The following is a 24678-nucleotide window of genomic DNA, read 5'->3' as shown; positions in this document are numbered from 1 at the left end:
CTCAGGTCCGACTGTTCGGATCTATCCGAACAGTCCGATATGCTGCTGTCGTGAGTGTCGATCTGTTCGTCGAAGATGCCGGGCTCTTCTACGAGAGGCTCGGGTTGAGTCGTACCGCCGGCCGGGTCATGGGGTGGCTGCTCGCCGCCGAGGCCGGCAGCGCGGACGCGCCGGAGCTGGCCGAGGCCCTGGCGGTGGCCAAGAGCAGCATGAGTGTCGCGCTCCGGCAGCTCGAACAGGCCGGTCTGGTCGAGCGGTTCCGGGTGCGCGGGGAGCGGCGCGACCGCTACCGGCTGGCCGAGGACGTCTTCGCCCGCGCCTTCCGCGCGAAGATGGCCGAGCTCGAGAGCTTCCGCGCTCTGGCCGAGCAGGGGCTGGCCGCGGTCGGCGACGATCCCGCGCGCCGGCGCCGGCTGGAGCTCATGCGCGACATGTACGCGTTCATGATGGACCGCTTCCCGCGCCTGCTCGACGAGTGGGACGAGCTGAAGGGCGAGCGATGAGACCGTTGCTGATCACGGTGGGCAGCCGCGGCGACGTCCAGCCGTACCTGGCGCTGGCGCTCGGCCTGCGCGCCGCCGGGCACCGGCCCGTGCTGGCGGCGCCCCGCCGCTTCGAGCCGCTCGCCACCGGGCACGGGGTCGAGTTCGTCCCGCTCTCGGATGAGCTGCTCCGGGCGCAGGACGCGGCGAAGGGGCAGGGCGTGCGGGCGGCCGTCGCCGGCGCGCGGGCGGTGAAGCCGATGCTGCGCCGGCTCCTCGACGACGAGGCGGCGCTGGCCGACGGGCCGGCCGACGTGGTCGTGTACCACCCGAAGTCGCTGGGCGGGCCGTACGTGGCGGAGAAACTGGGCGTCCCCGCGGTCGCCGGCCTGCTGCTGCCGCTCTACCTGCCGACGGCGGCGTTCCCCTCGCCCATCCTGCCGTTCCGGGTGCCGCGCGCGCTCAACAGGGCGAGCTGGCGGGTCACGTCGGCGGTCGAGGCGCCGTACCGCGGCATGGTGCGGGCGTGGCGGGCCGAGGCGCTCCGCCTGGAGGGCGGGTTCCGGCCGCTGGCCGACCTGGTCGAGGAGGGCCCGGTGCTGTCGGCGTGGAGCCCGCTCCTGCTGCCGGCGCCCGATGACTGGCCCGAGCGGGCGCGTCCGCTGGGGTTCTGGACGATGCCCGCGCCCGGCGGGTGGACGCCGCCGGAGCGGCTGGCCAGGTTCCTGGAGGAGGGCGAGCCGCCGGTCTACGTCGGGTTCGGCAGCTCGGTGGGCCGCGACCCGGAGAGGCTGACCGCCGCCGTGCTGGAGGCCGTGCGCCTGGCCGGGCGGCGGGCCGTGCTGGCCACCGGGTGGGGCGCCCTGCGCCCTGGCACGCTGGGGGACGACGTCCTGGCGATCGAGGAGGCTCCGCACGACTGGCTCCTGCCGCGCGTGGCGGTCGCCGTGCACCACGGGGGTGCCGGCACGGTCGCGGCGGCGCTGCGCGCGGGCGTCCCGCAGGTCGTGCGGCCGTTCCTCGGAGACCAGCCGTTCTGGGCCGACCGGCTGCACCGCGCCGGCGTGGCCTCGGCCCCCGTCGCCGGGAGGCTCACCGCCGGGCGGCTGGCCGGCGCGATCGACGCCGCCGGGGAGCTGGCCCCGGCGGCCCGCGCGCTCGCCGCCCGCCTCTCCGCCGAGGACGGCGTCGCCGCCGCCGTCGCCCGCCTCACCGCGCTCGCGGCGTCGCCCGCCTGAGTCCGTCCGCCCGGTACGGCGCCGCGTGCCCGACCGCGCCGGGGCGTGCTATCCGCCCGCTCGGGACAGGAAGAGGGCGCGTTCGCGGGCGTTGCGGGTGAGCCGGGCGGCCCTCCCGAACTCGGCGCGGGCCTCGTCGTGCCGGCCGAGCCTGTCCAGCAGGTCGCCGCGCACCGCGGGGAGCTGCGGGTAGCCCTTGAGCGCGCGCTCGTCCAGCAGGCCGTCCACGATCTCCAGGCCGCGTTCCGGCCCGTACGCCATGGCCACCGCCACCGCGCGGTTCAGCTCCACGACGGGGGAGGGCGCGACGTGGACGAGCACCCGGTACAGGGCGGCGACCCGCTCCCAGTCGGTGTCCTCGGGTGCGGCGGCGCGCGCGTGACAGGCGGCGATCGCCGCCTGCAGGCAGTACGGCCCGAACGCCCCCAGCGCCCGCGCGCGCTCCAGCGCCTCGAGGCCCCGGCGGACGAGCAGCCGGTCCCACCGGCCGCGGTCCTGGTCGAGCAGGAGGACGGGTTCGCCGTCCGCGCCGGTCCTGGCCGGGATGCGGGACGCCTGCAGCTCCATCAGGGCGACGAGGCCGTGGACCTCCGCCTCGCCCGGCATGAGGGCGGCGAGGAGGCGGCCGAGGCGCAGCGCCTCCTCGCACAGCGACGGGCGCATCCAGTCGTCGCCGGCGGTGGCGGCGTAGCCCTCGTTGAAGACGAGGTAGACGACCTCCAGCACCGACGCCAGGCGCTGCGGCAGCTCCGGCGGCGGCGGCAGCTCGATCGGCACCCGCTTGTCGGCCAGGGTGCGCTTGGCGCGGAAGACGCGCTGGCCGGCGGTCGGCTCGGGCACGAGGAAGGCCCGCGCGATCTCCTCGGTCGTCAGGCCGCACAGCAGGCGGAGGGTGAGCGCCACCCGTCCCTCCGCGGGCAGCACGGGATGGCAGGTGGTGAAGATCAGCCGCAGCAGGTCGTCGCCGACGTGGTCGTCGAGCGCGTCGTCCAGCTCGGCCTCGGCCGCCTCCTGACGGATCTCCATGTCGCGGCCGACCTCTTCGAGCTTGCGTTCGTACGTCGCCCTGCGTCGGATCAGGTCGAGGGCGCGGTGCTTGGCCGTGAGCATCAGCCAGCCGCCCGGGTTGCCGGGGACGCCGGTGCGCGGCCACTGCTCCAGGGCGAGGACGAGGGCGTCCTGCGCCAGCTCCTCGGCCAGGCCGACGTCGTGCAGCATGCGGGCGAGCGCCGCGATCACCCGCGCCGACTCGATCCGCCAGACCGCCTCCACCACTCGCCGGGGATCGCGCTCCGTCATGGGCACCGATCCAACCACCTCGAAGGCGCGTACGGTACCTTTCGGGCAGTCTCCGGACGCGAAACCGCCGCCCCGGCCGGAGGTCCCGGCGGGGGCGGCGGTTCTCGGCGGGCTCCGCGCCGTCAGGCGGGCAGGTCCTGGGGGCCGAAGACGCGCAGGACGTCGGCCTCGCCCTCCCAGCCCTCCCACAGGTCGCGGTGCAGCCTGAGGAAGCGCGAGGCCCACTCGACCGCCTCCTCCTTCGACCTGACCTGGAAGAGCGCGTAGCTCACGAGCTCCTTGGCCTCGGCGAACGGCCCGTCGGTGACGCTCAGCTTCCCGCCGCTCACCTCGACCCTGGCGCCCTGCGCGCTGGGCGCCAGGCCCGCGGTGTCGAGCAGCGCGCCCGCCCTGCCGGCCTCCTCGCCCAGCTTGGCGATGGCCTCCATGAGCTCGGCGGGCGGCGGGGTGTTCGGCACGTCGATGGCCCTGAGAATCAGCATGTAACGCATGGTCTCTCCTTCGATGGGTTATTTCGTTACGGTTGTCGGGTCAGTGGTGGGACGGGACGCGCCGGTAGAGGTGCGGCGACACGGCCGAGAACCAGGCCCAGATGATCACAACACCGGCGGTGAACGCCAGGTCGGCCCAGACCGCGCCCGCCCCGGTGGAGACGGCGGCGAAGGCCGCGAGGAACAGCGCGCCGCTCAGGCGGGAGCAGAGCGCCCATCCCGTAAGGCGCTCGGCGGCGGCGACTCGCCCAGGGGCTGTCATCTGCTGCGTCATGGCCTTCTCCTCGTGCTCGTGCTCGTCGTGCCTGGGGCGCTCGGGGTGCTCCTCGCGGCCCTTCACGTACGCTTCGAACGGCCCGGCGCCGATTCGACAGACGCCCGCATCTTTTTCCAAGATTTTTTCCGGCGCCGCGCTCGCCGGGCCGGCCGAGGCGGCGGTGGGGCTCTCGGGGGCGCTGCCGGGCAGTGCCTCGGCGATCGTCGTCGCCACGGCGGCCGTGCAGGCCTCGCGGGCGGCACGCGGCCAGCCGGCCTCGTCGTGACCCGCATCGGATATGCTCGCCTCTCCCTGGGAAGGTACGACGGCGGCCTGCCCCTCACGGAAAAGGCGCGGTCAGGGGAGCTGGGCGCATGCGGCGCCGAGCAGCGGGCAGTTCCCGCCTGGGCCGGTTCCTGGCAGGAGATGAGCATGGGCGAGGAGTCAGAACTACGGTGCCCGATCACCTGGGATCTGGGCCTGCTGCGTGAGCGCGTCAGCGCCTTCGCGGCGGACGCCGGGTTCTCCGGGCCCCGGTTACAGGACCTGGTGCTCGCGGTCAACGAGGCCGCCGACAACGTCCTGGAGCACGGCGGCGGCGCGGGCGCCGTCGTCCTCGGAGCCGACGGCCAGGGCATCCGGGTGGACGTCCTCGACCGGGCCGGCACGCTGACCTCCGCGCACCTGTACCGGCACGCCAGCGCGCCCCCGCCCGCGGCCCGCGGCTACGGTCTGTGGATCATCAGGCAGCTGTGCGACGAGGTCGCCGTCGACCACCCCGACGGCGTCTCCAGGCTGCGCATGTACTTCCAGGCCAAGCCCGGCTCCCAGGTGCGTGACACGGCCGACGACCAGGCGGACGCCGGGAGCTGACCCCGTCGCGCGCGGTCAGGGCGGCCGGGGCCAGGAGGAGGCGTGCGCCAGCCCCGAGTACGGCGGGAACTGGTCCACCACCTGCGCGACCACGATCAGCCTGGCCAGCGCCCCCTGCACCCCGATCAGGCGCAGCGCGCCGCCCATGCCCTCCGCCCTGCGCTGGCTGGCCATGAGGGCGCGCAGCCCGCTGAGGTCGCAGAACCCCAGCCGGGCGGCGTCGACGACGATCCTGCTGCGGCCCGAGCCGAGCAGGTCGCCGTCCACCGTCCTGGCCCATGGCTCCCGCGTGTCGCCCGCCAGGTCGCCGGCCAGGCGGACGAGGCAGAAGCCGTGGAACGGGTGGATCGCGATCGAAAGGAGAGTCATCCGGGGGTGTGCGCTCCGTCCGGGGTAGGGGGCCGTCCCCTTCCTCTACCGCGAGCGGCCCCGGCTAAGCGGGGCCCGGCCCGGGGAGCCGGGCGGCCACGCCGTCCAGGACGAAGGAGAGGCCCAGGACGAACTGGGCGTCGAAGTCGCCGTCGGTCACCACGGGCCGGCCGGCGAGCGTGGGGTAGCGCTCCGGCCGGTCCTCCAGGTGCCGCCGGACCTCGTCCCGCAGCTCGGCGTCCGCGTCGCGGGTGCGCAGGCGCGACCACCAGGTGTGCTCGGCCGCCACGTACCCGTTGACGTAGAAGGACAGCGCGCCGACGGCGGCGGTGAGGTCCGCCCCGCTCAGGCCGGCGCGGGCGAGCACGCTGTAGACGCGTTCGGAGCGGGCCAGCGCGTTCGGGCCCAGCAGGGGGCGGGTGGCGGCCAGCGCCGGCATCCAGGGGTGGCGCAGCATGACGCGGCGGCCCCGGGAGAGCTGCAGGACCAGGTCCTCGCGCCAGCCCTCCCGCGGGTCGCCCCCGGCGTCGTCGCCGTCCAGCTCGATCTCCCCGATGGCGGCGTCGAGCGCCAGGTCGAGGACGTCCTCCTTGCCGGTGACGTACTCGTAGAGCGACATCGTGCCCGCGCGCAGGCGGGCGGCGAGCGCCCGCATGGAGAAGCCCTCGACGCCCTCGGCGTCCAGCAGTTCGACGGCCGCCGCCACGATGCGTTCCCTCGACAGGCGCGGCCTGCGGGCGGGCTCCTCCTCGCGCAGCCAGATGGGACGCCGCCGCTCCATGACCGGACCCCCTCACACCGGTTTCCGTGCACTGTACGGAAAACCGTACAGCTAGCTTCACCGCCATGGCAGACCATGACTGGCAGCGGGACCACGCCCTGCTGGCCTTGAGAATCAATCGCCTGGTCACCGGCTACTCCGGCGGCACCGCGGTGATCTACCGGGGGCCCGTGGAGTGGAGCCGGCAGGCGGAGTCCGAGCCGGAGCCCGACCCCGGCCGCCTGGCCGACGAAGCGGCACGGCTGCTGGAGTCCGCGCCGACCGCCTACCTGGCCGCGCACGTCCGCGCGATGCGGGCGGTCGCGCTGCGCCTCGCGGGCGTCAGGGCGCCGCTCCCCGAGTACGCCCGGCAGTGCCTCGCCTGCGAGGTCGGCTGGGTGCCCGAGGAGACGTTCGCGTCGGCCCACGACCGGCTGGACGCCGCGCTGCCCCCGGGGCCGGGCCCGCTCGCCGGGCGGCTGGCGTCATGGGCGCGCGCGCACACCCTGCCCGACGTGGAGCGGCTGCCGCCCCTGGTGGCGCTCGCCGTGGCGGAGACCAGGGCGCGCACGTCGGCGTTCGTCCCGCTGCCGCCGGACGAGGTCGTGCGGTGCCGGCTGGTGAGCGGCGTGCCGTTCCACGCGGCCGGCGCGTACGAGGGCGGCGTGACGTCCACCATCCACGTCAACCGGGACCTCCCCTTCAACCTCGCCGACCTGCTGTACGTCGTCGCCCACGAGGGCCACCCCGGCCACATCGCCGAGTCGCTGCTGAAGGAGGAGCACCTCGCCGTCGGGCAGGGGCGGACGGAGCAGCTCGTCAGGTTCATGCTGTCGCCGTCGTTCCTGGTCAGCGAGGGGATCGGGCTGCACGCCGAGGAGATCGCGTTCCCCGGCGGCGAGGCGGGGGAGTGGCTGGCCGGGCACGTCTTCCCCAAGACGGGGATCACGCCGCACGACGCCGACCTCGCCGCGATCCACCGCGCCAGGAACGCGCTGTGGGGCGTGTGGGGCAACGTCGCCCTGCTCGCCGACGAGGGCGCGCCGGACCGCGATCTGATCGCGTACCTGCGGCGATGGGGGCTCCACGACGACGCCGAGGCGGCCCGCGCGCTGCCGCTGCTGCGCCCGTCGGCCATGGCGCCGTACATCTTCGGCTACTACCACGGCTGGCGGCTGCTGGACGGCTGGCTCGTCGCCCCGGACCGGGCGGCGCGGGTCCGCCGCCTCCTGACCGAGCAGCTCCTCCCCGGCGACCTGGCCACGACGGGGTGAGCGCCAGGCCCGGGTCCAGGCCGCCCGGACCCGGGCCTGGGCCTGGGGCGGTCAGGGGCGGTCAGGGGCGCAGGCCGGTCCGCGCCTCCCCGGGCCGGCAGCCCGGCGACGTCCGGCTCGACCGCGGCCACGGCCCAGGCTGGTCGGTCAGGCGGCCAGCGCGGCGGCGATGGCGTGCTGCGCCGTGTCGTGCACGGGCAGGTAGGAGGCGACGCCGGTGATCTGGAACAGCCGGGCGGGCGCGCCCCTCGCCGCCGCCAGGTGCAGCTCCCCGCCGTGCGACCGGCAGTACCGGGCGCAGTCCAGCAGGACGTGCAGGCCCGAGCTGTCGATGAACGACACCTCGGCCAGGTCGAACACGATCTGCTCGCCGGGCCGCCTGACCTGCTCGACGAACGTGCCGAGCTCGGGGCTGTTGGTGGAGTCGATCTCGCCGCCCACACAGATCACGATCACGCCGGGAAGCCGCCGGTGAGTCAGCGCCAGCGGCCCCGGGGCGGGGGCTGGCGGCGGGGAAGCGCCCATAGGGGAACCATAGACACCGGTGCGCCTCCCGGATACCCCTCGCCCCGGCCCGCTTCCCTCCCCGCCCGCCGCGGCCGGACGAGCGGGCGGGGCTCGGCGGGGGTCAGAGCCAGCCCATGCGCTGGGCCGTGCGGATCGCCTCCAGGCGGTTCTGGGCGTTGAGCTTGGTCATGGCGCTCGACAGGTAGTTGCGCACCGTGCCCTCCGTCAGGTGGAGCTCGGCGGCGATGCGCGCGACCGCCGCCCCGTCGGCGGCCAGGCGCAGCGCGTCGCGCTCCCGCTCGGTCAGCGGGCTGTCGCCGGCCGCCATGGCCGCCGCCGCGAGCTCCGCGTCGAGGTACCGGCCGCCGGCCTGCACCTTCCTGATCGCCATGGCCAGCTCCTCGGCGGAGGCGTCCTTGCCGAGGAAGCCGCTCACCCCGGCGGCCATGGCGCGGCGCAGGTAACCGGGACGGCCGAGGCTGGTCAGGATGACGATCTTGCATTGGGAGCTGATGCGCTCGGCCGCGGTCAGGCCGTCCATGCCGGGCATCTCGATGTCGAGCACCGCGACGTCGGGACGGTGCTCGGCCACCGCCGCCAGCACCTCGTCGCCCCTGCCCACCTGAGCGACGACCTCGATGCCTTCCTCCAGGTCGAGCAGGGCGGCGATCGCCCCGCGCACCAGGTGCTCGTCGTCGGCCAGCAGCACCCGGGTGAGCGCGGCGCTCACGCCGGCACCGCCGCCCTCAGCAGGTACCTGCCGCCGGGCGCGGGACCCGACTCCAGCGTGCCGCCCGCGCCGCGCAGCCGCTGCTCCAACCCGGCGAGCCCGTTCGGCGCGGGCGCGCCCACGGGTGCGCTCACCCCGTCGTTGCACATCTCCAGCACCCCATCCTCGATCGTTATCGTGCACTGCTCGGCCTTGCTGTGCTTGAGCACGTTCGTCGCGCCCTCGCGCACCGCGGCGGCGAGGAGCGTGCGGGACTCCGGCGTGAGCGAGGAGGTCTCCGCACGCACGGAGCAGCGCACGTCGGCCGCCTCCAGCACCGCCCGCACGCTGGCGAGGACCTCGTCCAGGTTCAGAGCCCGGTAGTTCTGGACGGTCGCGCGCACCTCGCGCAGCGACCGCCTGGCCTGGTCGCGCACCTCGAACATGACCCGCGCGGCCTCCTGCGGGTCGGAGGGCAGGACGCGCTCGGCGGCGGCCGCGCCGTCGGAGATGCCGGCGAGGCTCTGCCCCAGCAGGTCGTTGAGGTCGCGGGCGAAACGCAGCCGCTCCTCCGAGACCGCCAGCCTGGAGCGCGCCTCCTGCCCCTCGTGCGCCTCCCTCGCGACCCGCCACAACCACAGGTTGGCGATCTTGCCCAGCACGCACAGCGCGGTGAGCAGGCCCAGCACGAGGAGCAGCGGCAGCACCTGCGCGGTCTGGAGGGACGCGGCGTAGGCCGTCACGGCGGCCAGCGCGCCGGCGGACAGCAGCAGCGCGGTACGCCTGCGGACGAACGGCGTGAGCGAGCCCAGCCACACCGGGATCGTCCACACGACGAACAGCACGGCCAGCCCCAGCGTGATGACCCCGGTCACCGTGAGGATCGCCGTGGGCCTCGGCCCGCCTCTGACGGCGATCCTGAACGGGCGCGTCGACAGCGCCATGAACACCGCCAGCGCCACCGCCGCCCCTCCGGCCAGGACCGCCGGGTACCCGGCCTGCCGGCGCAGGTAGAGGTCGAGGAAGCCGAAACCGGCCAGCAGGATGATGATGTCGCTGGAGTAGACGATCAACCAGCGGACCTTGTCCAGCCGGGTGGCCTTGCGCCCGGTCCTCCTCACGCCGGCCTTCACGCCGGCCTTCACGCGGGCCTTCATCTGCGCACCGCCGCCCGCAGCAGGAACTCGCCGCCGGGTTCCTGCGCGGCGGAGAAGGAGCCGCCGGCGGTGGTCATCCGCTCGGCCAGCCCGCGCAGTCCGCTGCCCGGCCTCGCCGGCTCCACGGACGCCGGGGCGTCGGGCCGCGCGGGTCCCAGGGCTTCGCTGTGCTCGGTGGGCCGGGCGGTTTCCATGGCCTGTGCGCGTCCGGCGGGCTCCGTCGCGGGCTCGGTGCGGTCGGCGGGCTCCGTCACGCCGTCGTTGCGGATCTCCAGCACCCCGCCGCTGATCGTGATCGTGCAGCGGCGCGCCCTGCTGTGCTTGAGCACGTTCGTCGCCCCCTCGCGTACGGCCCAGGCGAGCAGCGTGCGCGCGGCGGGCGGCAGGTCGTCGACCCTGGCGTCGATCTCGCACCGGGCTCCGGCGGCCTCCAGGGCGGCGCGCACCCTGGCGAGCTCCTCGTCCAGGTCGAGCGTGCGGTAGCCGTCGACGGCCAGGCTCACCTCGGTGAGCGACTCCCCGGCCAGGCGGCGCACCTCGGCCATCTCAGCCGCCGCACGGCCGCCGTCCTTCGCCGACAGCTTCGCGGCCAGCTCGCTCTTCAGCGAGATGACCGCCAGGCTGTGGCCGAGCAGGTCGTGCAGGTCACGGGCGAAGCGCAGCCGCTCCTCCGCCACGGCGAGCCGCGCCTTGGCCTCCTGGCTGTCGTGCGCCTCCCTGATCGTCCACCACAGCCAGCGCCACAGCCGCATGAAGACGACCATCAGGGCGGCGCTGAACGCCTGCGACAGCAGCACGCCCGGCCACGGCTTGCCGGTGACCAGGTGGACGTACGCGCTGGACAGCACGACCACGGCGGCGGCCAGCCCGGCGGTGGCCGCCGGGGAGAGGTAGAGGGCGGCCAGCGACACCCACAGCACCGCGATCGTCTCCCACCCCGGGGTGGAGGTGATCGGGTCGGCCGGTAACAGCGCCAGGGTCCCCGCCGCGAACAGCCCGGACACGGCGAGCCTCACGCTGGGGCGGGGCCGCGTGTCGTACGCCTCCCTGTGCACGAACGGGAACATGGCGGAGAACGCCACCAGGAACACGGCCGCCGCCACGGCCTTCGGCACCGGCATCCGGCCGGACGCGGCGTGGGCGACGATGAGGGTCAGGTACATGACGGAGACGAGGGCGACCGAGACGTCCATCCAGTACAGCAACACCTTCCGTGCCGTCTCCGGACGGGTCCCCACTGGTCTTCCCCCTGACGAACGCCGCGTCTTACCCCGGAATCCTATTAGCCGGGTCAGCCTCGCGGGTCAGCGTCGCGCGAGGGCGCGGACGACTCCGGGGGCGGGCGCGGCGCCGCGTACCGACAGCCAGGCGAGGCCGTGGCGTACGGCGTAGGCGGCCAGCTTGCGGGCCTCGGCCTCGTTCAGGTCGCCGCCGTCGCGCAGCACGACCGTGAGCGCGACGCCCGGCCAGGACTCTCCGCGCGCGCCGTCGTTCTCGTCCGGGCCCGCGTCGCCCTGGCGGTCGAGCCGGCCGGCGGCGGCGCGCACGGCCTCCGCGAGGCGGCGCAGCCGTCCGGGCGGGGCGCTCCGGGGTTCCAGCTCGGCCAGCAGGTCCACCGTGGCCACCTCCGCGCCCTCGCGGCGGGTGAGGCGCAGCATCGCGAGATCGGCGGCGGCCAACCCGGCCCTGACCGGCCCGCCCGTGCCGGCTCGCCCGCCGCCCGGCCCGCCTGCGCCTGGCCCGCCTGCGTCCGTCGCCCCTGTGCCTGGCCCGCCTGCGTCCGTCGCGCCTGTGCCCGGCGCGCTCGTGGACAGGCGCAGGCTGAACGTCACCCCGAGAGGTCCCTCCCGCTGCAGCGCCGCGAGGGCCCGCGCGCGGCGCGCCACCGCGCCCGGGTCGGACGCGTCGCGCACGTCGAACCCCACGTACGACGCCCCATAAGCGCGCACCGCCGACCGGTAGGCGGCGGCGAGCGCCCCGGGCCGGGTGCAGGCGGACGCCAGTTCGCGCCCGCCAGGCCCGCCGAACACCGGCCCCGCGTCGCCGCCGCGCGCCCGGAGCCGGGCGAGCGCGCCGGCCAGGTTCGCGGGCCGGGGCCCCGCCCACCGGGCGACGCACCCGTCGCCGCCGGCGACGAGATGGCCGAACGCGTACCAGCGCACCTCGGCGGGCAGGTCGAAGCCCTGGCCCACGGCCGTGTCGGCGAACCCGAGGAACGCCGAGGGCCGGTTCCCCGCCGCCACCTGCTCCACCGCGCGCTCCGCGGCCCCCGCGCCGGGACCCGGCCCCGCCGCGGGGACGGGCTCGGGCGTCGTGCCGGCGGGGAGCACACGCATGGCCAGACCGGTGGCGCAGACGAGCGCGAGCGCGCCCAGCGCCGCGAGGGGCCGTGGGAGCGTCCCCGGCTCCCTCCCGTGCCGCGATGCCGACATATGCCACTCCGTGCCGTGCCAGCTACAGATGGTGAACGGTAGCAAGCTCTTCCGGCACGCACCGGGCTTTTCCTGATGCCGTCCTGTCTGTGCGGATAATGGCGTCATGAAGCTGCGGATCTTCACCGAACCCCAGCAGGGCGCCACCTACGACGACCTGCTCGCCGTCGCCCGGGCCGCGGAGCGCCTCGGGTTCGACGCGTTCTTCCGGTCCGACCACTACCAGCGCATCGGCCCCGGCGACCCCGGCCCCGGCTCGACCGACGCCTGGATCACGCTCGCCGGCCTGGCCAGGGAGACCTCGACGATCAGGCTGGGCACCCTGGTGAGCCCCGCGACGTTCCGCCTGCCCGGCCCGCTGGCGATCAGCGTCGCCCAGGTGGACCAGATGAGCGGCGGCCGCGTGGAACTGGGCTTCGGCACGGGCTGGTTCGACACCGAGCACGCCGCCTACGGCATCCCGTTCCCGCCCGTCGGGGAGCGGTTCCACCGGTTCGAGGAGCAGCTCGAGATCGTCACCGGCCTGTGGACCGCGGAGAAGACCTACAACTTCGAGGGCAGCTACTACCGGCTCGTCGACTCGCCCGCGCTGCCCAAGCCGGCGCAGCGGCCCCGCCCGCCGCTGATCATCGGCGGCATCGGCGCCAGGCGCACGCCCCGCCTGGTCGCGGCGTACGCGGACGAGTACAACGTGCCGTTCAGGACCGTCGAGGAGACGGGCGCCGCCTACGACCGGGTGCGGGCGGCGACCGAGGAGGCAGGGCGCTCCGTGGTCCTGTCGGCGGCGCAGACGACGGTGGTGGGCCGCGACGAGGCCGAGGTGCGGCGGCGGGCCGAGGCCATCGGCGAGGACCCGGCCAGGCTGCGCGAGGGCGGCCTGTGCGGCACCCCGGCCGAGGTGGTGGAGAAGATCGGAGCGTTCGGCGAGCTGGGGGCCGAGCGGATCTACCTCCAGATCCTCGACCTGGCCGACACCGAGCACCTGGAGCTGATCGCCGCCGAGGTGCTGCCGCACGTCTGACCGGCCGCCGGGCCATTCCGCAGAGGTTGATCGGCCGCCTAGGTAATTCCTTGGCGGCGTTCGTCCGGTCTCGGGCAGACTTGTGACGTGCTGCTGACGATCACCACGACCTCCAGGCCGGCGACCGACCTCGGGTTCCTCCTGCACAAGCACCCCGAGCGCGTGCAGGAGTTCGGCGGGTCGTACGGCACGGCCACGGTGTTCTACCCGGAGGCCGGTGAGGACCGCTGCACGGCGGCGCTCCTGCTGGAGGTCGACCCGGTCGCGCTGGTCAGGTCGCGCGGCAGGAACTCGCCCGACTTCAGCCTCTCGCAGTACGTCAACGACCGTCCCTACGCGGCGTCGTCGCTGCTCGCGGTGGCGCTCGCGGACGTGTTCCGCACGGCCCGCGCCGGCCGGTGCGCGGCCAGGCCGGAGCTGCCGGGCACGCCGCTGCCGCTGGAGATCCGCCTGCCCGCGCTGCCCTGCAGGGGCGGCCCCGAGCTGGCCGAGCGGCTGTTCGCGCCGCTCGGCTGGCAGGTGTCGGCGGAGTCCGTGCCGCTCGACGAGGGCTTTCCCGCCTGGGGCGAGTCGCGTTACGTCCGGCTCGTGCTCACCGGCACGCTCCGCCTGTCCGACGCCCTCAACCACCTGTACGTGCTGCTGCCCGTGCTGGACGACGGCAAGCACTACTGGATCGCGCCCGACGAGGTGGACAAGCTGGTCAGAGCGGGGGAGGGCTGGCTGGGCGGCCACCCCGAGCGCGGCCTGATCACCCGCAGGTACCTGGGGCGGCGCTGGTCGCTGGCCCGTACGGCGCTGGCCAGGCTGGCCGAGCTGGGCGACGAGACCGAGGAGGAACTGGAGCCGCCGGTCGCGGAGGAGGCGTCCCCGGAGGAGACGGCCGCCGACGAGGCAGCCGCCGCCGGGACCGCGGCCGAGGGCGCGGCCGGGGCACCCGCCGAGGGCGAGCCCGGCCAGGAGAGGAAGCCGCGGTCGCTCAGCGTGCTGCGGCGCGAGGCCGTGCTCGGCGTGCTGGAGGAGCTCGGCGCCGTCTCCGTCGCCGACCTCGGCTGCGGGCAGGGCGAGCTCCTCGCCGCGCTGCTGGCGAGGCCCCGTTTCGCCCGCGTGGCCGGGATGGACGTGTCGTCCATGGCGCTCACCATCGCCGCGCGCAGGCTGCGCCTCGACCGGATGCCCGACGCCGTCAGGGCCAGGCTCACCCTGTTCCAGGGATCGCTCACCTACACCGACAAGCGCCTGCGCGGCTACGACGCGGCGGTGCTGATGGAGGTGGTCGAGCACGTCGACCCGCCGCGCCTGGCCGCGCTCGAGCACGTCGTGTTCGGCCACGCCCGGCCCGCGCACGTCGTCGTGACCACCCCGAACGTCGAGTACAACGTCCGCTACCCGTTCCTCACCGGGCTGCGCCACCCCGACCACCGCTTCGAGTGGACCCGCGCCGAGTTCGCCGCCTGGGCCGCCCGCGTGGCCGCCGAGCACGGCTACGAGGTCGCGTTCCGCCCCGTGGGCGACGATGACCCCGAGGTCGGCCCGCCCACCCAGATGGGAGTGTTCACCCGTGATCAGCGTTCCTGAGCTCTCCCTCGTCGTGCTCGTCGGCGTGTCGGGCAGCGGCAAGTCCACGTTCGCCGCCAGGCACTTCAAGCCGACGCAGGTCGTCTCGTCCGACTTCTGCAGGGGCCTCGTCTCCGACGACGAGAACGACCAGGCGGCCACGCCCGCCGCGTTCGACCTGCTGCACCACATCGTGGGCGTGCGCCTGTCCAGGGGCCTGCTCACCGTGGTCGACGCCACGAACGTGCAGTACCAGGCCAGGAAGAGCCTGGTCGAGCTGGCGAGGAGCCACGACGTCCTGGTCGACGCCGTCGTGCTCGACGTTCCCGAGGAGGTGGCGATCGCCCGCAACGCCGACCGCCCCGACCGCGACTTCGGCCCTGGCGTCGTCATCAGGCAGCGCAAGGACCTGCGCCGCTCCCTGGGCCGCATCGCCAAGGAGGGGTTCAGGCGGGTGCACGTCCTGCGCGGCGTCGAGGAGATCGAGGCCGCCGGGGTCGCGTACGAGAAGGCGTGGACCGACAGGCGGGAGCTGACGGGCCCGTTCGACATCATCGGCGACGTGCACGGCTGCCGGTCGGAGCTGGAGGCGCTGCTGCGCAAGCTGGGCTGGCGCGGCCTGAGCCACCCCGAGGGCCGCACCGCCGTGTTCGTGGGCGACCTGGTGGACCGCGGGCCCGACACCCCGGGCGTGCTCCGGCTGGTCATGGACATGGTGGAGGCGGGCACTGCGTTGTGCGTGGCCGGCAACCACGAGGTGAAGCTGTCCCGCGCCCTCGACGGGCGCAAGGTCAGGGTCGCGCACGGTCTGCAGGAGTCGCTCGACCAGCTCGCGGCCGAGCCGCCGGAGTTCGTGGCGCGGGCCAGGGCCTTCATGGACGGCCTGATCAGCCACTACCAGCTCGACGGCGGCAGGCTGGTCGTCGCGCACGCCGGGCTGAAGGAGCCGTACCACGGGCGGGCCTCCGGCCGGGTGCGCTCGTTCGCCCTGTACGGCGACACCACGGGCGAGACCGACGAGTACGGCCTGCCGGTGCGCCTGCCGTGGGCCGAGGAGTACCGCGGCCGGGCGACGGTCGTCTACGGCCACACGCCCACGGACACCCCCGTCTGGGTCAACAACACGATCTGCCTCGACACCGGCTGCGTGTTCGGCGGCCACCTGACGGCGCTGCGCTACCCCGAGCGGGAGATCGTCCAGGTGCGAGCGGAGAAGACCTGGTACGAGCCGGTCAAGCCGCTCGGCGGGCCGGCCCGCGACGCGGCGGCGCGCGGCGCGACCGTGCTCGACATCGGCGACGTCGCCGGGACCCGGCACGTCGAGACCAGGTACGGCGGCCGTTTCAAGATCGCCGAGGAGAACGCCGCCGCCGCGCTGGAGGTGATGAGCCGGTTCGCGGTCGATCCGCGCTGGCTGGTCTACCTGCCGCCGACCATGGCGCCGCCGCGGACGTCCACCCTGGACGGCTACCTGGAGCACCCGCACGAGGCGTTCGAGGAGTTCGCCGCGGCCGGGGTGCGCGAGGTCGTGTGCGAGGAGAAGCACATGGGCTCGCGCGCCGTCGCCGTGCTCGCCAGGACGCCCGAGGCCGCCGCGGCCCGCTTCGGCGTGACCGACGGCGCCGCAGGAGCCGTCTACACCCGCACCGGGCGGCCGTTCTTCGCCGACACGGCGCCGCTGGTGGAGCGGCTGCGCGCCGCGTGCGAACCGCTGTGGGAGGCGCTCGGCTCCGACTGGGTGGTGCTCGACTGCGAGCTGCTGCCCTGGTCGGCCAAGGCGGAGGGGCTGATCAGGAGCCAGTACGCCTCCGTCGGCGCGGCGGCCCGCGCGGCGCTGCCCGAAGCCGTCGCGGCCCTGGAGGCGGCGGCGGGACGCGGCCTGGACGTGGCCGCCCTCCTGGACAGGACGCGCCGGCGCGAGGCGAACGCGCGGCTGTTCCGCGACGCCTACGCCCGCTACTGCTGGCCCGTCGGCGGCCTCGACGGCCTCGACGGCGTCCGGGTCGCGCCGTTCCAGATCCTGGCCTGCGAGGGCCGGGCCACGGCGCTGGAGCCGCACGCCTGGCACCTGTCCACGCTGGCGCTGCTCGACTCGCCCCTGATCACCCGGACCCGGCACCTGTTCGTCGACCTCGAGTCGCCGGACTCCCGCGACGGGGCGGTCGCCTGGTGGGAGGCGCTGACCGCCTCCGGAGGCGAGGGCATGGTCGTCAAGCCGGCGGCGTACACGCCGGGCCGGGTGCAGCCGGGGGTGAAGGTACGCGGCAGGGAGTACCTGCGCATCATCTACGGCCCCGACTACACCGAGTCTCTGGACGTGCTGCGCAGGCGCTTCCTGGGCAAGAAGCGCTCGCTCGCGCTGCGCGAGTACGCGCTCGGGCTGGAGGCGCTGGCGCGGCTGGCCGGCGGCGAGCCGGGCTGGCGGGTGCACGAGCCGGTGTTCGCCGTGCTCGCCCTGGAGTCCGAGCCGGTAGATCCGCGGCTGTGACCGGTTCCCCGCCCGGCCCGGGGACGCGGTAGGCGGCGCGCCGGGCCACGGATAGGTCCCTCCTCCCGGGGAAGGGACCGACATGGCTAGTCACGCAGCACGCCACGAGCACCTGGGCCACGTCGTCTTCATCACCGCCGCGGCCGCCATCGGCGGGTTCCTGTTCGGGTACGACAGCTCCGTCATCAACGGCGCCGTCGTGGGCATCCAGCGCTACTTCCAGGTGGGGGCGGTGGAGACCGGGTTCGTGGTGGCCATCGCGCTGCTCGGCTCGGCCGTGGGCGCGTGGGTGGGAGGCGGGCTTGCCGACCGGTGGGGGCGTACGCGGTCGATGCAGTTCGCGGCGCTGCTGTTCGCGGTGAGCTCGATCGGGCAGATGCTGCCGTTCGCGATCTGGGACCTGGCGGCCTGGCGCGTGATCGCGGGCTTCGCCATCGGCATGGCGTCGGTGCTGGGCCCCGCGTACATCGCGGAGGTGGCCCCGGCGGCCTACCGGGGCAGGCTCGGGTCGTTCCAGCAGCTCGCCATCGTGCTCGGCATCGCGGTGTCGCAGCTCGTCAACTTCGTGGTGGCGAGCTTCGCGGGCGGCAGCGTGAACAGCCCGCTGGGCGCGCTGCAGGCGTGGCAGTGGATGCTGGGCGCGTGCGCCGTGCCGGCGCTGCTCTACCTGCTGTTCGCGCTGAACATCCCCGAGTCGCCCCGCTACCTCGTCATGCGCGGCCGCACCGAGCGGGCCCGCGAGGTGCTGGCCGAGGTCGAGGGCGGCGAGGTCGACCTCGACGACCGCATCGCGGAGATCCAGCACGTGCTCAGGACGGAGCGGGTGCCGGGGCTGGGAGAGCTGCGCGGGCCCGCGCTGGGGCTGCTGCCGATCGTCTGGGTCGGGATCATCCTGTCGGTGTTCCAGCAGTTCGTCGGCATCAACGTGATCTTCTACTACTCGACCGTGCTGTGGCAGTCGGTCGGCATCACGCAGAGCAACTCGCTGCTCATCAGCTTCTCCAGCTCGGTGATCAACATCATCGGCACGTTCGTCGCCATCGCCCTGGTGGACCGGATCGGGCGCAGGCCCCTGCTGCTCATCGGCTCCGCCGGCATGGCCGTGTCGCTCGGCACGGCGGCGTGGGCGTTCAGCGCGTCAAGGAAGGTGGGCGGCGTGGTCACCCTGCCGCCGCCGGAGGGGCCGATCGCGCTGGTCGCGGCCAACCTGTTCGTGCTGTTCTTCGCCCTGTCGTGGGGCGTGGTCGTCTGGGTCCTGCTGGGCGAGATGTTCCCCAACCGGATCCGCGCCGCCGCGCTGGGCGTCGCCGCCGCCGCCCAGTGGATCGCCAACTGGGCGATCACCGTGTCGTTCCCCGCGCTCGCCGAGTGGAACCTGACGCTCACCTACGCCGGGTACGCCTGCTTCGCCCTGCTGTCGTTCCTCTTCGTCACGCGCAGGGTGAAGGAGACCAAGGGCCGCAGACTGGAAGAGATGGGCTAGTCTCCGGCACGTGCTCGACGACGTGCTCGGACCCTCGCTCGACGTCCTGTTCTGCGGCATCAACCCCGGGATGACGTCCGCGGCCACCGGCCACCACTTCGCCAGGCCGGGCAACCGCTTCTGGCCCGCGCTCCACCTGTCCGGCTTCACGCCGCGCCGGCTCGCGCCGTCCGAGCAGCACCTGCTCCCCTCGTACGGGCTGGGCATCACCAACATCGTGGCCCGCCCGAGCGCCAAGGCGTCCGAGCTGACCAGGGACGAACTGGTCGCGGGTGGTGAGCGGCTGGCCGTCCTGGCCGCCGAGGCGCGGCCGAGGATCCTCGCCGTGCTCGGGGTCTCGGCCTACCGCGTGGCCTTCGCCCGGCCGAAGGCCACGGTGGGCCCCCAGGAGCACGACCTGGCCGGAACCCCCGTCTGGGTCCTGCCGAATCCCAGCGGCCTGAACGCCCGCTGGAGCCTCGACGCCATCGCCTCCGAACTCGCCCGCCTCCGCTCCCACCTGGGGTGACACCGGTCACGACGGGTCATGACACGGAAACGAGCGGGTAGCCTGTCGGGTACGCAGCCGCCTCTGGACCGTTCCAGGAGCTCCCCTTTTACTGGAAGGAGACGGGTGTTCACCACCGCCCTCGCCGCCCTCGTGTCCGCCGGTCTGACCCTGGCAGGCACCGCCCCCGTGGCCGCCGCCTCCACCTCCGCCGCCCCCGCCGAGGCGCGCGCCGTCGTGCAGGCCGCCACCGGGGGACGCCCCGCCATCATCGGCGGGCGCTCGGCCTCCGAGACCTACTCGTTCATGGCGTCGTTCCAGCTCAAGTCGATGCCCCAGCACCACTGCGGCGGCGCGCTCGTCGCCCCCGACTGGGTGGTCACGGCCGCCCACTGCGAAGGGCTGATGAAGCCCGGCAAGACGCAGGTGCGCATCGGCTCCCCCGACCGCAGCCGGGGCGGGGAGCTCACCAGCGTCAAGCAGGTCATCACCCATCCCCGCTGGACCGAGTCCGGCCAGGAGTCGGGCGACCTCGCGCTCGTGCAGCTCGACCGGCCGGTGCAGGCCCAGCCCATCGCCGTCGGCGCGCAGCCGGTGCGGGTGGGCGACCAGACCCGCGTCCTCGGGTGGGGCATGACCTGCGACGACCGTGACGACCCCGCCTGCGCGGGCCCCGACCTGCTGCAGGAGCTCGACACCGTGCGCGTCGCCGACAACCGGTGCTCCTACCTCGCCGACGGCAGCGAGCTGTGCACCGCCGACCGCGAAGGACGCGCGGCCAGCGCCTGCAACGGCGACTCGGGCGGCCCGCAGATCCGCAAGGTCGCGGGCCGGTGGGAGCTCGTCGGCGCCACCTCCCGCGACGGCGACGACGTCGGCGAGTCCACCGACGGACGCGCCGGGTGCGCCACCGGGCCCGACGGCGGGCCGGGCGTCGGCATCTGGACCGACGTCACCCACTACCGGTCCTGGATCCTCACGACGATCGCCGCGCAGGCGCACGCCGCCTCCTGAGACCGCGTCCGCTCGCCGCGGCGCATGCCGCTTCCTGAAGCCGCGCCCGCCTGCTGCGGCGCGGGTCTCATGTGCGCCGCCTGCACGGCATGGCGTGCGGCGCCCCTCCTGAGGGCGCCGCACGCGCGGCCCGTGCTCGCGCGGCCGGTGGCCGTGCGGCAGGTGGGCGGTGGTCAGTTGGCGGCGAAGTCCTGGGTCCAGTAGATCTGGCCCTTGGCGTCCTTGGCCGCGCCGACCCCGATCAGCGTGTACGAGCAGTTCATGATGTTGGCCCGGTGGCCCGTACTGGTCATCCAGCCCTTGACCACGGCGGCCGGGGTGGGCTGGCCCATCGCGATGTTCTCGGCCCAGGCGGAGCCGCCGGTGAACCCGGCCGCCCTGATGCGGTCCATGACGTCGCGGCCGTCCTGCGAGGTGTGGTCGAAGTAGCCGCGCGCCGCCATGTCGGCCGAGTGGCCGTACGCCGCCTCGCGCAGCCGCGGGTCGTGCTTGAGGGGTTTGCAGCCGCCCTTGGCGCGCTCCTCGTTGGTGAGCCTGACGACCTCGTTCTCCTCGGTCGTGCCGGGGGCGCAGGTCAGCTTGACCGGGCGCGACGTCTTGGTGTGGCCGCTGTAGTCGGTGGCGAAGGCGTAGTACGTGCCGGGGGCGCACGCCAGGCGGACCGCCACGCTGCCGGTGCGGGTGGCGCCGCTCTTGACGACCTTGTCGGGCCCTGGCTGGGCGTGCTTGAGGCGTACGCGGAGCAGCGCGGGCCCGTCGCACCCCTTCCGCGTGGCGGACGCCTCGATCCGGCCTCCCGCGACGGCGCCGGGAACGGCCACGGACACCTGGCAGGTCTGCGCCTCCGTGTCGGCGGCGGCGGGCGCGGCGGCGGGCAGCGCGGCGGGCAGGGAGAGAGCGGCGAGGCCCACGAGGCCGGTGACCACCCCTAGGGATGTACGCACAGGGGGATTCCTCCAGTTGGCTGGACGCTGGATCGCCAACGCATTCTGTCGGCTTCTGTCCCTTTTGTCACCAAATTTCGCATAAATCCCTGATATTCCTGTCAACCGATGGGGCTGGTGAAGCGTCCGCACAGCGCCTTCCGGGCCACCGTCACGGCCGGGCCGAGGTGGGGAGGGCGCCGCCCTTCCCGCCTGACCGGCTAGGGGCGAGGGGGCCGCAGGCGCGCGCGTCGGCGGCGCCCCCGGTCGGCGGGGCGCAGCCGGTGCGCGGTGAGCGCGCGCCCCTGCCGCCGCACCCGGGGGCCGTGGCGGCGCCACCAGGCGCGGGCCCACAGCGCCTGCGTCCCGCCGACCACGGCGAGCACCGCGAGTCCGTCGAGCACGCCGGGCGCTCCGCGCGCCCCCGCCACGCCGCGCACCGCGCCGCCCAGCACGGCCAGCAGGGCGGGCACGGTGGTGGCGCCCGCCACCGCCAGGCAGCCCGCCGTGCCCGCCACCAGCACCAGCGTGTACGCCCGCACGCTCACCCGCTCCCTCGGGGGCAGCCGGAGCGACGGGTCGGGCCCGCGCCGGACGACCAGGTGACGCAGGTAGGCGACGGCCTCGCCGTACAGGTCGCGGCAGCCGGTCAGGTCCTGCAGCACGAAGTAGACGTCCGTCCGCATGAACACGAGGAACTGGGCCGCCACCATGGTCAGGGCCGTCAGGACGACGAGCGAGAGCACCGCCTGGCGGCCGGTGACGGACGAGGCGAGCAGGCACAGCGCGGCGGCGGTCAGGTCCGTCGCCATGCCCGCGAGGTACACGGTCAGCCGCTCCCGGCGCTCCGCGAGCCAGATGCCGGACACGTCGGTCTGCGCGGCCAGGAACTGCAGCCGCGTCCCGAGCGTGATCCTCCCCGGCACGCCCGCCGCCCGCGCGGTCACCAGGTGCGCCAGCTCGTGCGCCAGGACGAGCGTCCAGCCCGCCGCCGCCTGGCCGAGCAGCACGAGCGTGCCGTGCGGGCTCCATAGCAGGTCGCGCCAGTGGGGCAGCAGGCCGGGGCGGGCCGCGACGAGCACCGCGGCGGAGAGGACGGCCAGGAGCGCCAGCGCGGGCAGTGCCGGGCTCGACGCCCATCGCGCGTGCCGGGGCCGCAGCCACGCGAAGGTGGGGCGCGGCGGGGGCCGCCGCTGCCCGGCCGGGGCGGCGCCGGCGACGGTGAGCAGGCCGGCGCGGGCCAGCCCCGCGACGAAGCCGGCCACGTCCAGGCGCACGGAGCACTCCTCCAGCAGCCGCGCGCGCGTCTCCTCCACCGACAGGCCGTCCCGGAGGAGCAGGACGGCCCGCATCCCCACCTCGGGGACGGCCACCACGGCGCCCGTGTCCATCCGGCCGACGAGCCAGCCGTCACGGTCGCGGCGCCAGCGCAGGTCGTGCAGCTCGACGCGGGTCATGGCGCCCGGCACGTCCCGCAGCCGGGCCTGGGCGGGTGGCGCGCGTAGACGGGGGCGCCGGGGGCCAGCAGGTTCAGCCCGTGGACGTAGCCGGGTTCGAGGGGCGGCGTCCCGGTCAGCAGCGTGAGCACGGCCTGGGCGGTGAGCAGCCCGGACAGCCCCGCGGACGCGGGGGTGGCGCCGGCGCCGCGCGGGCCCGAGGGGGCGGACCCGACCCGCTCCGCCTCGCCCGCCGCCAGGCACGCGTGGCAGGGACCGCCGGGGGCGAAGACGCCGACGGTGACCAGCGGCCCGTGGTACCCGCCGCCCACCCACGGCTTCCCGGTCCTGTCGGCCCAGGCCCTGATGCCGTCGGGACCGCCCGGCTCGTCGGCGCACAGCGCCAGCACGTCGTGGTCCGCCGCCAGGGCGGCCAGGTCGCCGGGGCCGGTGACGCGGCGACGCTCGCCGGTCAGCTCGACGCCGGAGTTGACCGGGCGGAGCCGGTCGAGCGCGGCCTCCGCCTTGGGGCGGCCGACGTCCCGCTCGTCGTAGAGGACCTGCCGGCTGAGGTTGGACAGCTCGACCACGTCGGCGTCCACGCAGTGCAGGCGGCCCACCCCGGCGGCGGTCAGCGCCCAGGCGGCGTGGCCGCCGGTGCCGCCGAGCCCGACGACCAGGACGGAGGAGCGCCTGAGCGCGAGCTGCGCGTGCCATCCGTGCTCCCGCGGCGTCCTGTCCACGTGCCTGTAGTAGGCCTGCGTGCGGGAGTAGCGGTCGAGCTCGGGCGCCGACAGCTCGGGCGGGGGAGGGGCGGCGGCGTCCTCCACGTGCCCGGAGGCGACGAGCGCGCGGACGACGGCTCGGGCGCGGGCGGCCGTGGCGCCGGGCACCGCCTCCAGGACGGCCGCGACGACGTCCTCGGCCGTCCTGGAGCCGTCCATGGCGGTCAGCGCCGCCCAGGCCAGGCCGTCGGGGTCGGTGATCTCGGCGGCGACCCCGTACACGTCGCCGCCGACGCGCACGGTCCGCGGGCCGGTCCTGAACGGCTCGTGCCCGGGTTTGACCCTGGGCAGGCGCACGGCCTTGCCGTCAGGCCTCGGACATGCAGAGCGTCGTGGTCTCGATCCGGTCGAGGAGACGGATCTCGATCTCCAGCTCGGGGGTCTCCTGCTCGTCCACCCTTACTCCCTTCGCTTGAAATGACCGTCCAGATCATGAAATGTGGTGATATCGGGGAGGTCAAGGGGTGACGGCCGCCGGAGGGTGCGATGACGCCTCGGGAGTTCGGGGAACGGTTCTTCGACTTCGCCGCGACGGCCTTCCGGGTCGAGGCGCGCGACGCGTACGCGGTGTCGGCGGAGGCGGAGGCCATGCGGCGCTTCCTCGCCGGGGAGCCGTACGGGCTGGAGTGGCTGGACGGCTGGCTGCGCGCGGTGGCGGGCGCCGCCGCGCAGGGCAGGGCCGTGCGGCGCGTGCGGGTGGTGTCGCGGCCGCTGGGCGACTACGCGCGGTTCGGGCTGGACGTGGCACGGCACGCCGTGCGGGCCGGCGAGGAGATCCGCTACCTGCCCAGGGAGCGGGCGGCCGCGCTCGGCGTGCCCGAGCGCGACTGCTGGCTGTTCGACGACGCCCGGCTCGCCCTGCTGGACTTCGACGGCGACGGCGTGCTGCGCGCCGTGGAGCCGGTCACGGACCCGGCGCTGGTGGCGAGCCAGCGCGCCGCGAACGAGCTGGCCTGGCGCGAGGCCGTCCCCGCTGAGGCGTTCGCCCGCGCCGTCCTCCCGCCTGCCCCGTCCGCCCCCGTCGAGGCGGGGCGGGCGCGGGCCGGGCGGGTCAGCGGCGGTGGTGGATCGAGCGGCGGACCAGGCTGAAGAGCATCGCGCCCACCCAGACCACGAGCAGCACCTTGAAGACGCCGAACCCGCCGAAGATCAGCCCGGCCAGCGCCAGGAAGAACAGGACGGGGACGATCGGGTGAGGGCCGCGGTGGTGGCGCCACGGGGGACGGCCGGCCCACGACCCGTGGCGGTGCGCCTCCCCCCGCGCCCGGTGGTGCAGCGCGCGCATCTGCCGGCGGTGCGCGCGCATCGCCTCCCGCCAGGCCTCCCTGTCGTGCGCCGGCCACGCGCCCCCCTCGGGGAAGGGCGCGTGGGGCGCGTAGGGCGGCGCGTACGGGGCGGGCCCCTGCCCCGTACGCGGAGAGCCGGGCAGGTCGGCCGTGACCTCGGCGAGGTCGCGGGCGGTCTTGGCGGCCAGGGTGCGGTCGAGCCGCTCGTCGAGCTCCTCGTGGGTCAGGCGGCCCTGCGCGAAGTGCTCACGCAGCGCGGCCATCGTCTGCTCGCGCTCGGCGTCGCCGATGCGCAGGTCGTTGCGGTCCATCCCTGCTTCCTCGCTCTCACGGGACCGGGCGTCCGGCGCC

At 75.0% G+C, this 24678-nt stretch carries 25 protein-coding genes; 11 read left to right on the top strand and 14 right to left on the bottom strand.

What is annotated here, in order from left to right:
- Window positions 1-50: 50 nt before the first annotated feature.
- Window positions 51-503, top strand: a complete 453-nt coding sequence (locus BMX74_RS08290) for a GbsR/MarR family transcriptional regulator (protein WP_143078590.1) — start codon at window positions 51-53, stop codon at window positions 501-503.
- Window positions 500-1720, top strand: coding sequence for a glycosyltransferase (locus tag BMX74_RS08285; RefSeq protein WP_055505976.1), 1221 nt, complete (start codon window positions 500-502; stop codon window positions 1718-1720). Before BMX74_RS08290 ends, BMX74_RS08285 begins: the two co-directional genes overlap by 4 nt.
- 48 nt (window positions 1721-1768) lie before the next feature.
- Here the strand turns inward: BMX74_RS08285 and BMX74_RS08280 are convergent, their stop codons facing one another.
- The 3 genes from BMX74_RS08280 to BMX74_RS43905 form a co-directional block, all read right to left on the bottom strand.
- Window positions 1769-3019 (bottom strand): RNA polymerase sigma factor, encoded by a 1251-nt coding sequence (locus BMX74_RS08280; RefSeq protein ID WP_091099368.1) that lies wholly within the window; start codon window positions 3017-3019, stop codon window positions 1769-1771.
- Between the two features lie 122 nt (window positions 3020-3141).
- A complete protein-coding gene (locus BMX74_RS08275) occupies window positions 3142-3510 on the bottom strand; it encodes a YciI family protein (protein WP_055505974.1) in 369 nt (122 codons plus the stop codon).
- A gap of 40 nt (window positions 3511-3550) precedes the next feature.
- On the bottom strand, window positions 3551-4000 hold the full coding sequence (locus tag BMX74_RS43905) for a hypothetical protein (RefSeq protein ID WP_177227282.1): 450 nt from the start codon (window positions 3998-4000) through the stop codon (window positions 3551-3553).
- A gap of 198 nt (window positions 4001-4198) precedes the next feature.
- Between BMX74_RS43905 and BMX74_RS43900 the strand changes: the two genes are divergently transcribed.
- Window positions 4199-4639: an ATP-binding protein gene (locus tag BMX74_RS43900; protein ID WP_177227281.1), complete on the top strand. Its 441-nt coding sequence runs from the start codon at window positions 4199-4201 to the stop codon at window positions 4637-4639.
- A 15-nt stretch (window positions 4640-4654) separates the two neighbouring features.
- Here the strand turns inward: BMX74_RS43900 and BMX74_RS08255 are convergent, their stop codons facing one another.
- Both BMX74_RS08255 and BMX74_RS08250 read right to left on the bottom strand, forming a co-directional pair.
- Window positions 4655-5008 (bottom strand): STAS domain-containing protein, encoded by a 354-nt coding sequence (locus BMX74_RS08255; RefSeq protein ID WP_055505971.1) that lies wholly within the window; start codon window positions 5006-5008, stop codon window positions 4655-4657.
- A 64-nt stretch (window positions 5009-5072) separates the two neighbouring features.
- The gene (locus BMX74_RS08250; RefSeq protein WP_055505970.1) at window positions 5073-5789 is read right to left on the bottom strand and encodes a TetR/AcrR family transcriptional regulator; all 717 of its coding nucleotides are present in this window, start codon (window positions 5787-5789) and stop codon (window positions 5073-5075) included.
- A gap of 65 nt (window positions 5790-5854) precedes the next feature.
- Between BMX74_RS08250 and BMX74_RS08245 the strand changes: the two genes are divergently transcribed.
- The gene (locus tag BMX74_RS08245) at window positions 5855-7042 is read left to right on the top strand and encodes a hypothetical protein (protein WP_055505969.1); all 1188 of its coding nucleotides are present in this window, start codon (window positions 5855-5857) and stop codon (window positions 7040-7042) included.
- 147 nt (window positions 7043-7189) lie between these two features.
- On the opposite strand, the gene BMX74_RS08240 is transcribed toward BMX74_RS08245, so the two are convergent.
- The 5 genes from BMX74_RS08240 to BMX74_RS08220 all read right to left on the bottom strand — a co-directional run bounded on the left by BMX74_RS08240 (window position 7190) and on the right by BMX74_RS08220 (window position 11847).
- Window positions 7190-7567, bottom strand: a complete 378-nt coding sequence (locus BMX74_RS08240) for an STAS domain-containing protein (protein ID WP_082535310.1) — start codon at window positions 7565-7567, stop codon at window positions 7190-7192.
- Between the two features lie 103 nt (window positions 7568-7670).
- Entirely contained in the window at window positions 7671-8279 is a 609-nt protein-coding gene (locus tag BMX74_RS08235) for a response regulator transcription factor (RefSeq protein WP_055505967.1), read from the bottom strand.
- The gene (locus tag BMX74_RS08230; protein ID WP_091099358.1) at window positions 8276-9415 is read right to left on the bottom strand and encodes a sensor histidine kinase; all 1140 of its coding nucleotides are present in this window, start codon (window positions 9413-9415) and stop codon (window positions 8276-8278) included. Before BMX74_RS08230 ends, BMX74_RS08235 begins: the two co-directional genes overlap by 4 nt.
- Window positions 9412-10653 carry a sensor histidine kinase gene (locus BMX74_RS08225; protein ID WP_143078588.1) on the bottom strand — a complete coding sequence of 414 codons (1242 nt, stop codon included), beginning with the start codon at window positions 10651-10653 and terminating at the stop codon, window positions 9412-9414. Before BMX74_RS08225 ends, BMX74_RS08230 begins: the two co-directional genes overlap by 4 nt.
- 66 nt (window positions 10654-10719) lie before the next feature.
- Window positions 10720-11847, bottom strand: a complete 1128-nt coding sequence (locus BMX74_RS08220; RefSeq protein ID WP_091099353.1) for a glycoside hydrolase family 18 protein — start codon at window positions 11845-11847, stop codon at window positions 10720-10722.
- A 106-nt stretch (window positions 11848-11953) separates the two neighbouring features.
- On the opposite strand from BMX74_RS08220, the gene BMX74_RS08215 reads away from it, so the two are divergent.
- From BMX74_RS08215 to BMX74_RS08190, 6 genes are all read left to right on the top strand, one after another.
- Window positions 11954-12868 carry an LLM class F420-dependent oxidoreductase gene (locus tag BMX74_RS08215; protein ID WP_055505963.1) on the top strand — a complete coding sequence of 305 codons (915 nt, stop codon included), beginning with the start codon at window positions 11954-11956 and terminating at the stop codon, window positions 12866-12868.
- A gap of 87 nt (window positions 12869-12955) precedes the next feature.
- The gene (locus BMX74_RS08210) at window positions 12956-14446 is read left to right on the top strand and encodes a 3' terminal RNA ribose 2'-O-methyltransferase Hen1 (RefSeq protein WP_091099350.1); all 1491 of its coding nucleotides are present in this window, start codon (window positions 12956-12958) and stop codon (window positions 14444-14446) included.
- Window positions 14385-16913 (top strand): polynucleotide kinase-phosphatase, encoded by a 2529-nt coding sequence (locus BMX74_RS08205; RefSeq protein ID WP_091099348.1) that lies wholly within the window; start codon window positions 14385-14387, stop codon window positions 16911-16913. Before BMX74_RS08210 ends, BMX74_RS08205 begins: the two co-directional genes overlap by 62 nt.
- Window positions 16914-16995: 82 nt before the next feature.
- Window positions 16996-18396 (top strand): sugar porter family MFS transporter, encoded by a 1401-nt coding sequence (locus tag BMX74_RS08200; RefSeq protein WP_055505960.1) that lies wholly within the window; start codon window positions 16996-16998, stop codon window positions 18394-18396.
- Between the two features lie 10 nt (window positions 18397-18406).
- Window positions 18407-18904, top strand: a complete 498-nt coding sequence (gene mug, locus BMX74_RS08195) for a G/U mismatch-specific DNA glycosylase (RefSeq protein WP_055505959.1) — start codon at window positions 18407-18409, stop codon at window positions 18902-18904.
- 105 nt (window positions 18905-19009) lie between these two features.
- A complete protein-coding gene (locus BMX74_RS08190) occupies window positions 19010-19897 on the top strand; it encodes a S1 family peptidase (protein WP_063792226.1) in 888 nt (295 codons plus the stop codon).
- Window positions 19898-20070: 173 nt separating this feature from the next.
- Here BMX74_RS08190 and BMX74_RS45465 read toward each other — a convergent pair whose 3' ends face one another.
- From BMX74_RS45465 to BMX74_RS08175, 3 genes are all read right to left on the bottom strand, one after another.
- A complete protein-coding gene (locus tag BMX74_RS45465) occupies window positions 20071-20841 on the bottom strand; it encodes a CAP domain-containing protein (protein ID WP_177227279.1) in 771 nt (256 codons plus the stop codon).
- Window positions 20842-21041: 200 nt separating this feature from the next.
- Window positions 21042-22277, bottom strand: coding sequence for a hypothetical protein (locus BMX74_RS45460; protein ID WP_256256830.1), 1236 nt, complete (start codon window positions 22275-22277; stop codon window positions 21042-21044).
- On the bottom strand, window positions 22274-23338 hold the full coding sequence (locus BMX74_RS08175) for a HesA/MoeB/ThiF family protein (RefSeq protein WP_091099346.1): 1065 nt from the start codon (window positions 23336-23338) through the stop codon (window positions 22274-22276). Before BMX74_RS08175 ends, BMX74_RS45460 begins: the two co-directional genes overlap by 4 nt.
- A 189-nt stretch (window positions 23339-23527) precedes the next feature.
- Between BMX74_RS08175 and BMX74_RS08170 the strand changes: the two genes are divergently transcribed.
- Window positions 23528-24130, top strand: coding sequence for a DUF6879 family protein (locus BMX74_RS08170; protein WP_055505957.1), 603 nt, complete (start codon window positions 23528-23530; stop codon window positions 24128-24130).
- Here the strand turns inward: BMX74_RS08170 and BMX74_RS08165 are convergent.
- Entirely contained in the window at window positions 24093-24638 is a 546-nt protein-coding gene (locus BMX74_RS08165) for a DUF1707 SHOCT-like domain-containing protein (RefSeq protein ID WP_055505956.1), read from the bottom strand. The genes BMX74_RS08170 and BMX74_RS08165 overlap by 38 nt on opposite strands.
- Window positions 24639-24678 lie beyond the last annotated feature (40 nt).

This window comes from Nonomuraea pusilla, from assembly GCF_900109355.1.
Classification (GTDB): Bacteria; Actinomycetota; Actinomycetes; order Streptosporangiales; family Streptosporangiaceae; genus Nonomuraea; species Nonomuraea pusilla.
This window is presented reverse-complemented; position numbering and strand designations above follow the sequence as displayed.

What these genes read in the sequence shown, in the direction of transcription:
- BMX74_RS08285 (WP_055505976.1), top strand. Translation starts at nt 500, where the DNA reads ATGAGACCGTTGCTGATCACGGTGGGCAGCCGCGGCGACGTCCAGCCG.
- BMX74_RS08200 (WP_055505960.1), top strand. Translation starts at nt 16,996, where the DNA reads ATGGCTAGTCACGCAGCACGCCACGAGCACCTGGGCCACGTCGTCTTC.
- BMX74_RS08165 (WP_055505956.1), bottom strand. Translation starts at nt 24,638, where the DNA reads ATGGACCGCAACGACCTGCGCATCGGCGACGCCGAGCGCGAGCAGACG.
- BMX74_RS08250 (WP_055505970.1), bottom strand. Translation starts at nt 5,789, where the DNA reads ATGGAGCGGCGGCGTCCCATCTGGCTGCGCGAGGAGGAGCCCGCCCGC.
- BMX74_RS43900 (WP_177227281.1), top strand. Translation starts at nt 4,199, where the DNA reads ATGGGCGAGGAGTCAGAACTACGGTGCCCGATCACCTGGGATCTGGGC.
- BMX74_RS08230 (WP_091099358.1), bottom strand. Translation starts at nt 9,415, where the DNA reads ATGAAGGCCCGCGTGAAGGCCGGCGTGAAGGCCGGCGTGAGGAGGACC.
- BMX74_RS08170 (WP_055505957.1), top strand. Translation starts at nt 23,528, where the DNA reads ATGACGCCTCGGGAGTTCGGGGAACGGTTCTTCGACTTCGCCGCGACG.
- BMX74_RS08255 (WP_055505971.1), bottom strand. Translation starts at nt 5,008, where the DNA reads ATGACTCTCCTTTCGATCGCGATCCACCCGTTCCACGGCTTCTGCCTC.
- BMX74_RS08215 (WP_055505963.1), top strand. Translation starts at nt 11,954, where the DNA reads ATGAAGCTGCGGATCTTCACCGAACCCCAGCAGGGCGCCACCTACGAC.
- BMX74_RS08205 (WP_091099348.1), top strand. Translation starts at nt 14,385, where the DNA reads ATGACCCCGAGGTCGGCCCGCCCACCCAGATGGGAGTGTTCACCCGTG.
- BMX74_RS08220 (WP_091099353.1), bottom strand. Translation starts at nt 11,847, where the DNA reads ATGTCGGCATCGCGGCACGGGAGGGAGCCGGGGACGCTCCCACGGCCC.
- BMX74_RS45460 (WP_256256830.1), bottom strand. Translation starts at nt 22,277, where the DNA reads ATGACCCGCGTCGAGCTGCACGACCTGCGCTGGCGCCGCGACCGTGAC.
- BMX74_RS08280 (WP_091099368.1), bottom strand. Translation starts at nt 3,019, where the DNA reads ATGACGGAGCGCGATCCCCGGCGAGTGGTGGAGGCGGTCTGGCGGATC.
- BMX74_RS08275 (WP_055505974.1), bottom strand. Translation starts at nt 3,510, where the DNA reads ATGCGTTACATGCTGATTCTCAGGGCCATCGACGTGCCGAACACCCCG.
- BMX74_RS08240 (WP_082535310.1), bottom strand. Translation starts at nt 7,567, where the DNA reads ATGGGCGCTTCCCCGCCGCCAGCCCCCGCCCCGGGGCCGCTGGCGCTG.
- BMX74_RS08245 (WP_055505969.1), top strand. Translation starts at nt 5,855, where the DNA reads ATGGCAGACCATGACTGGCAGCGGGACCACGCCCTGCTGGCCTTGAGA.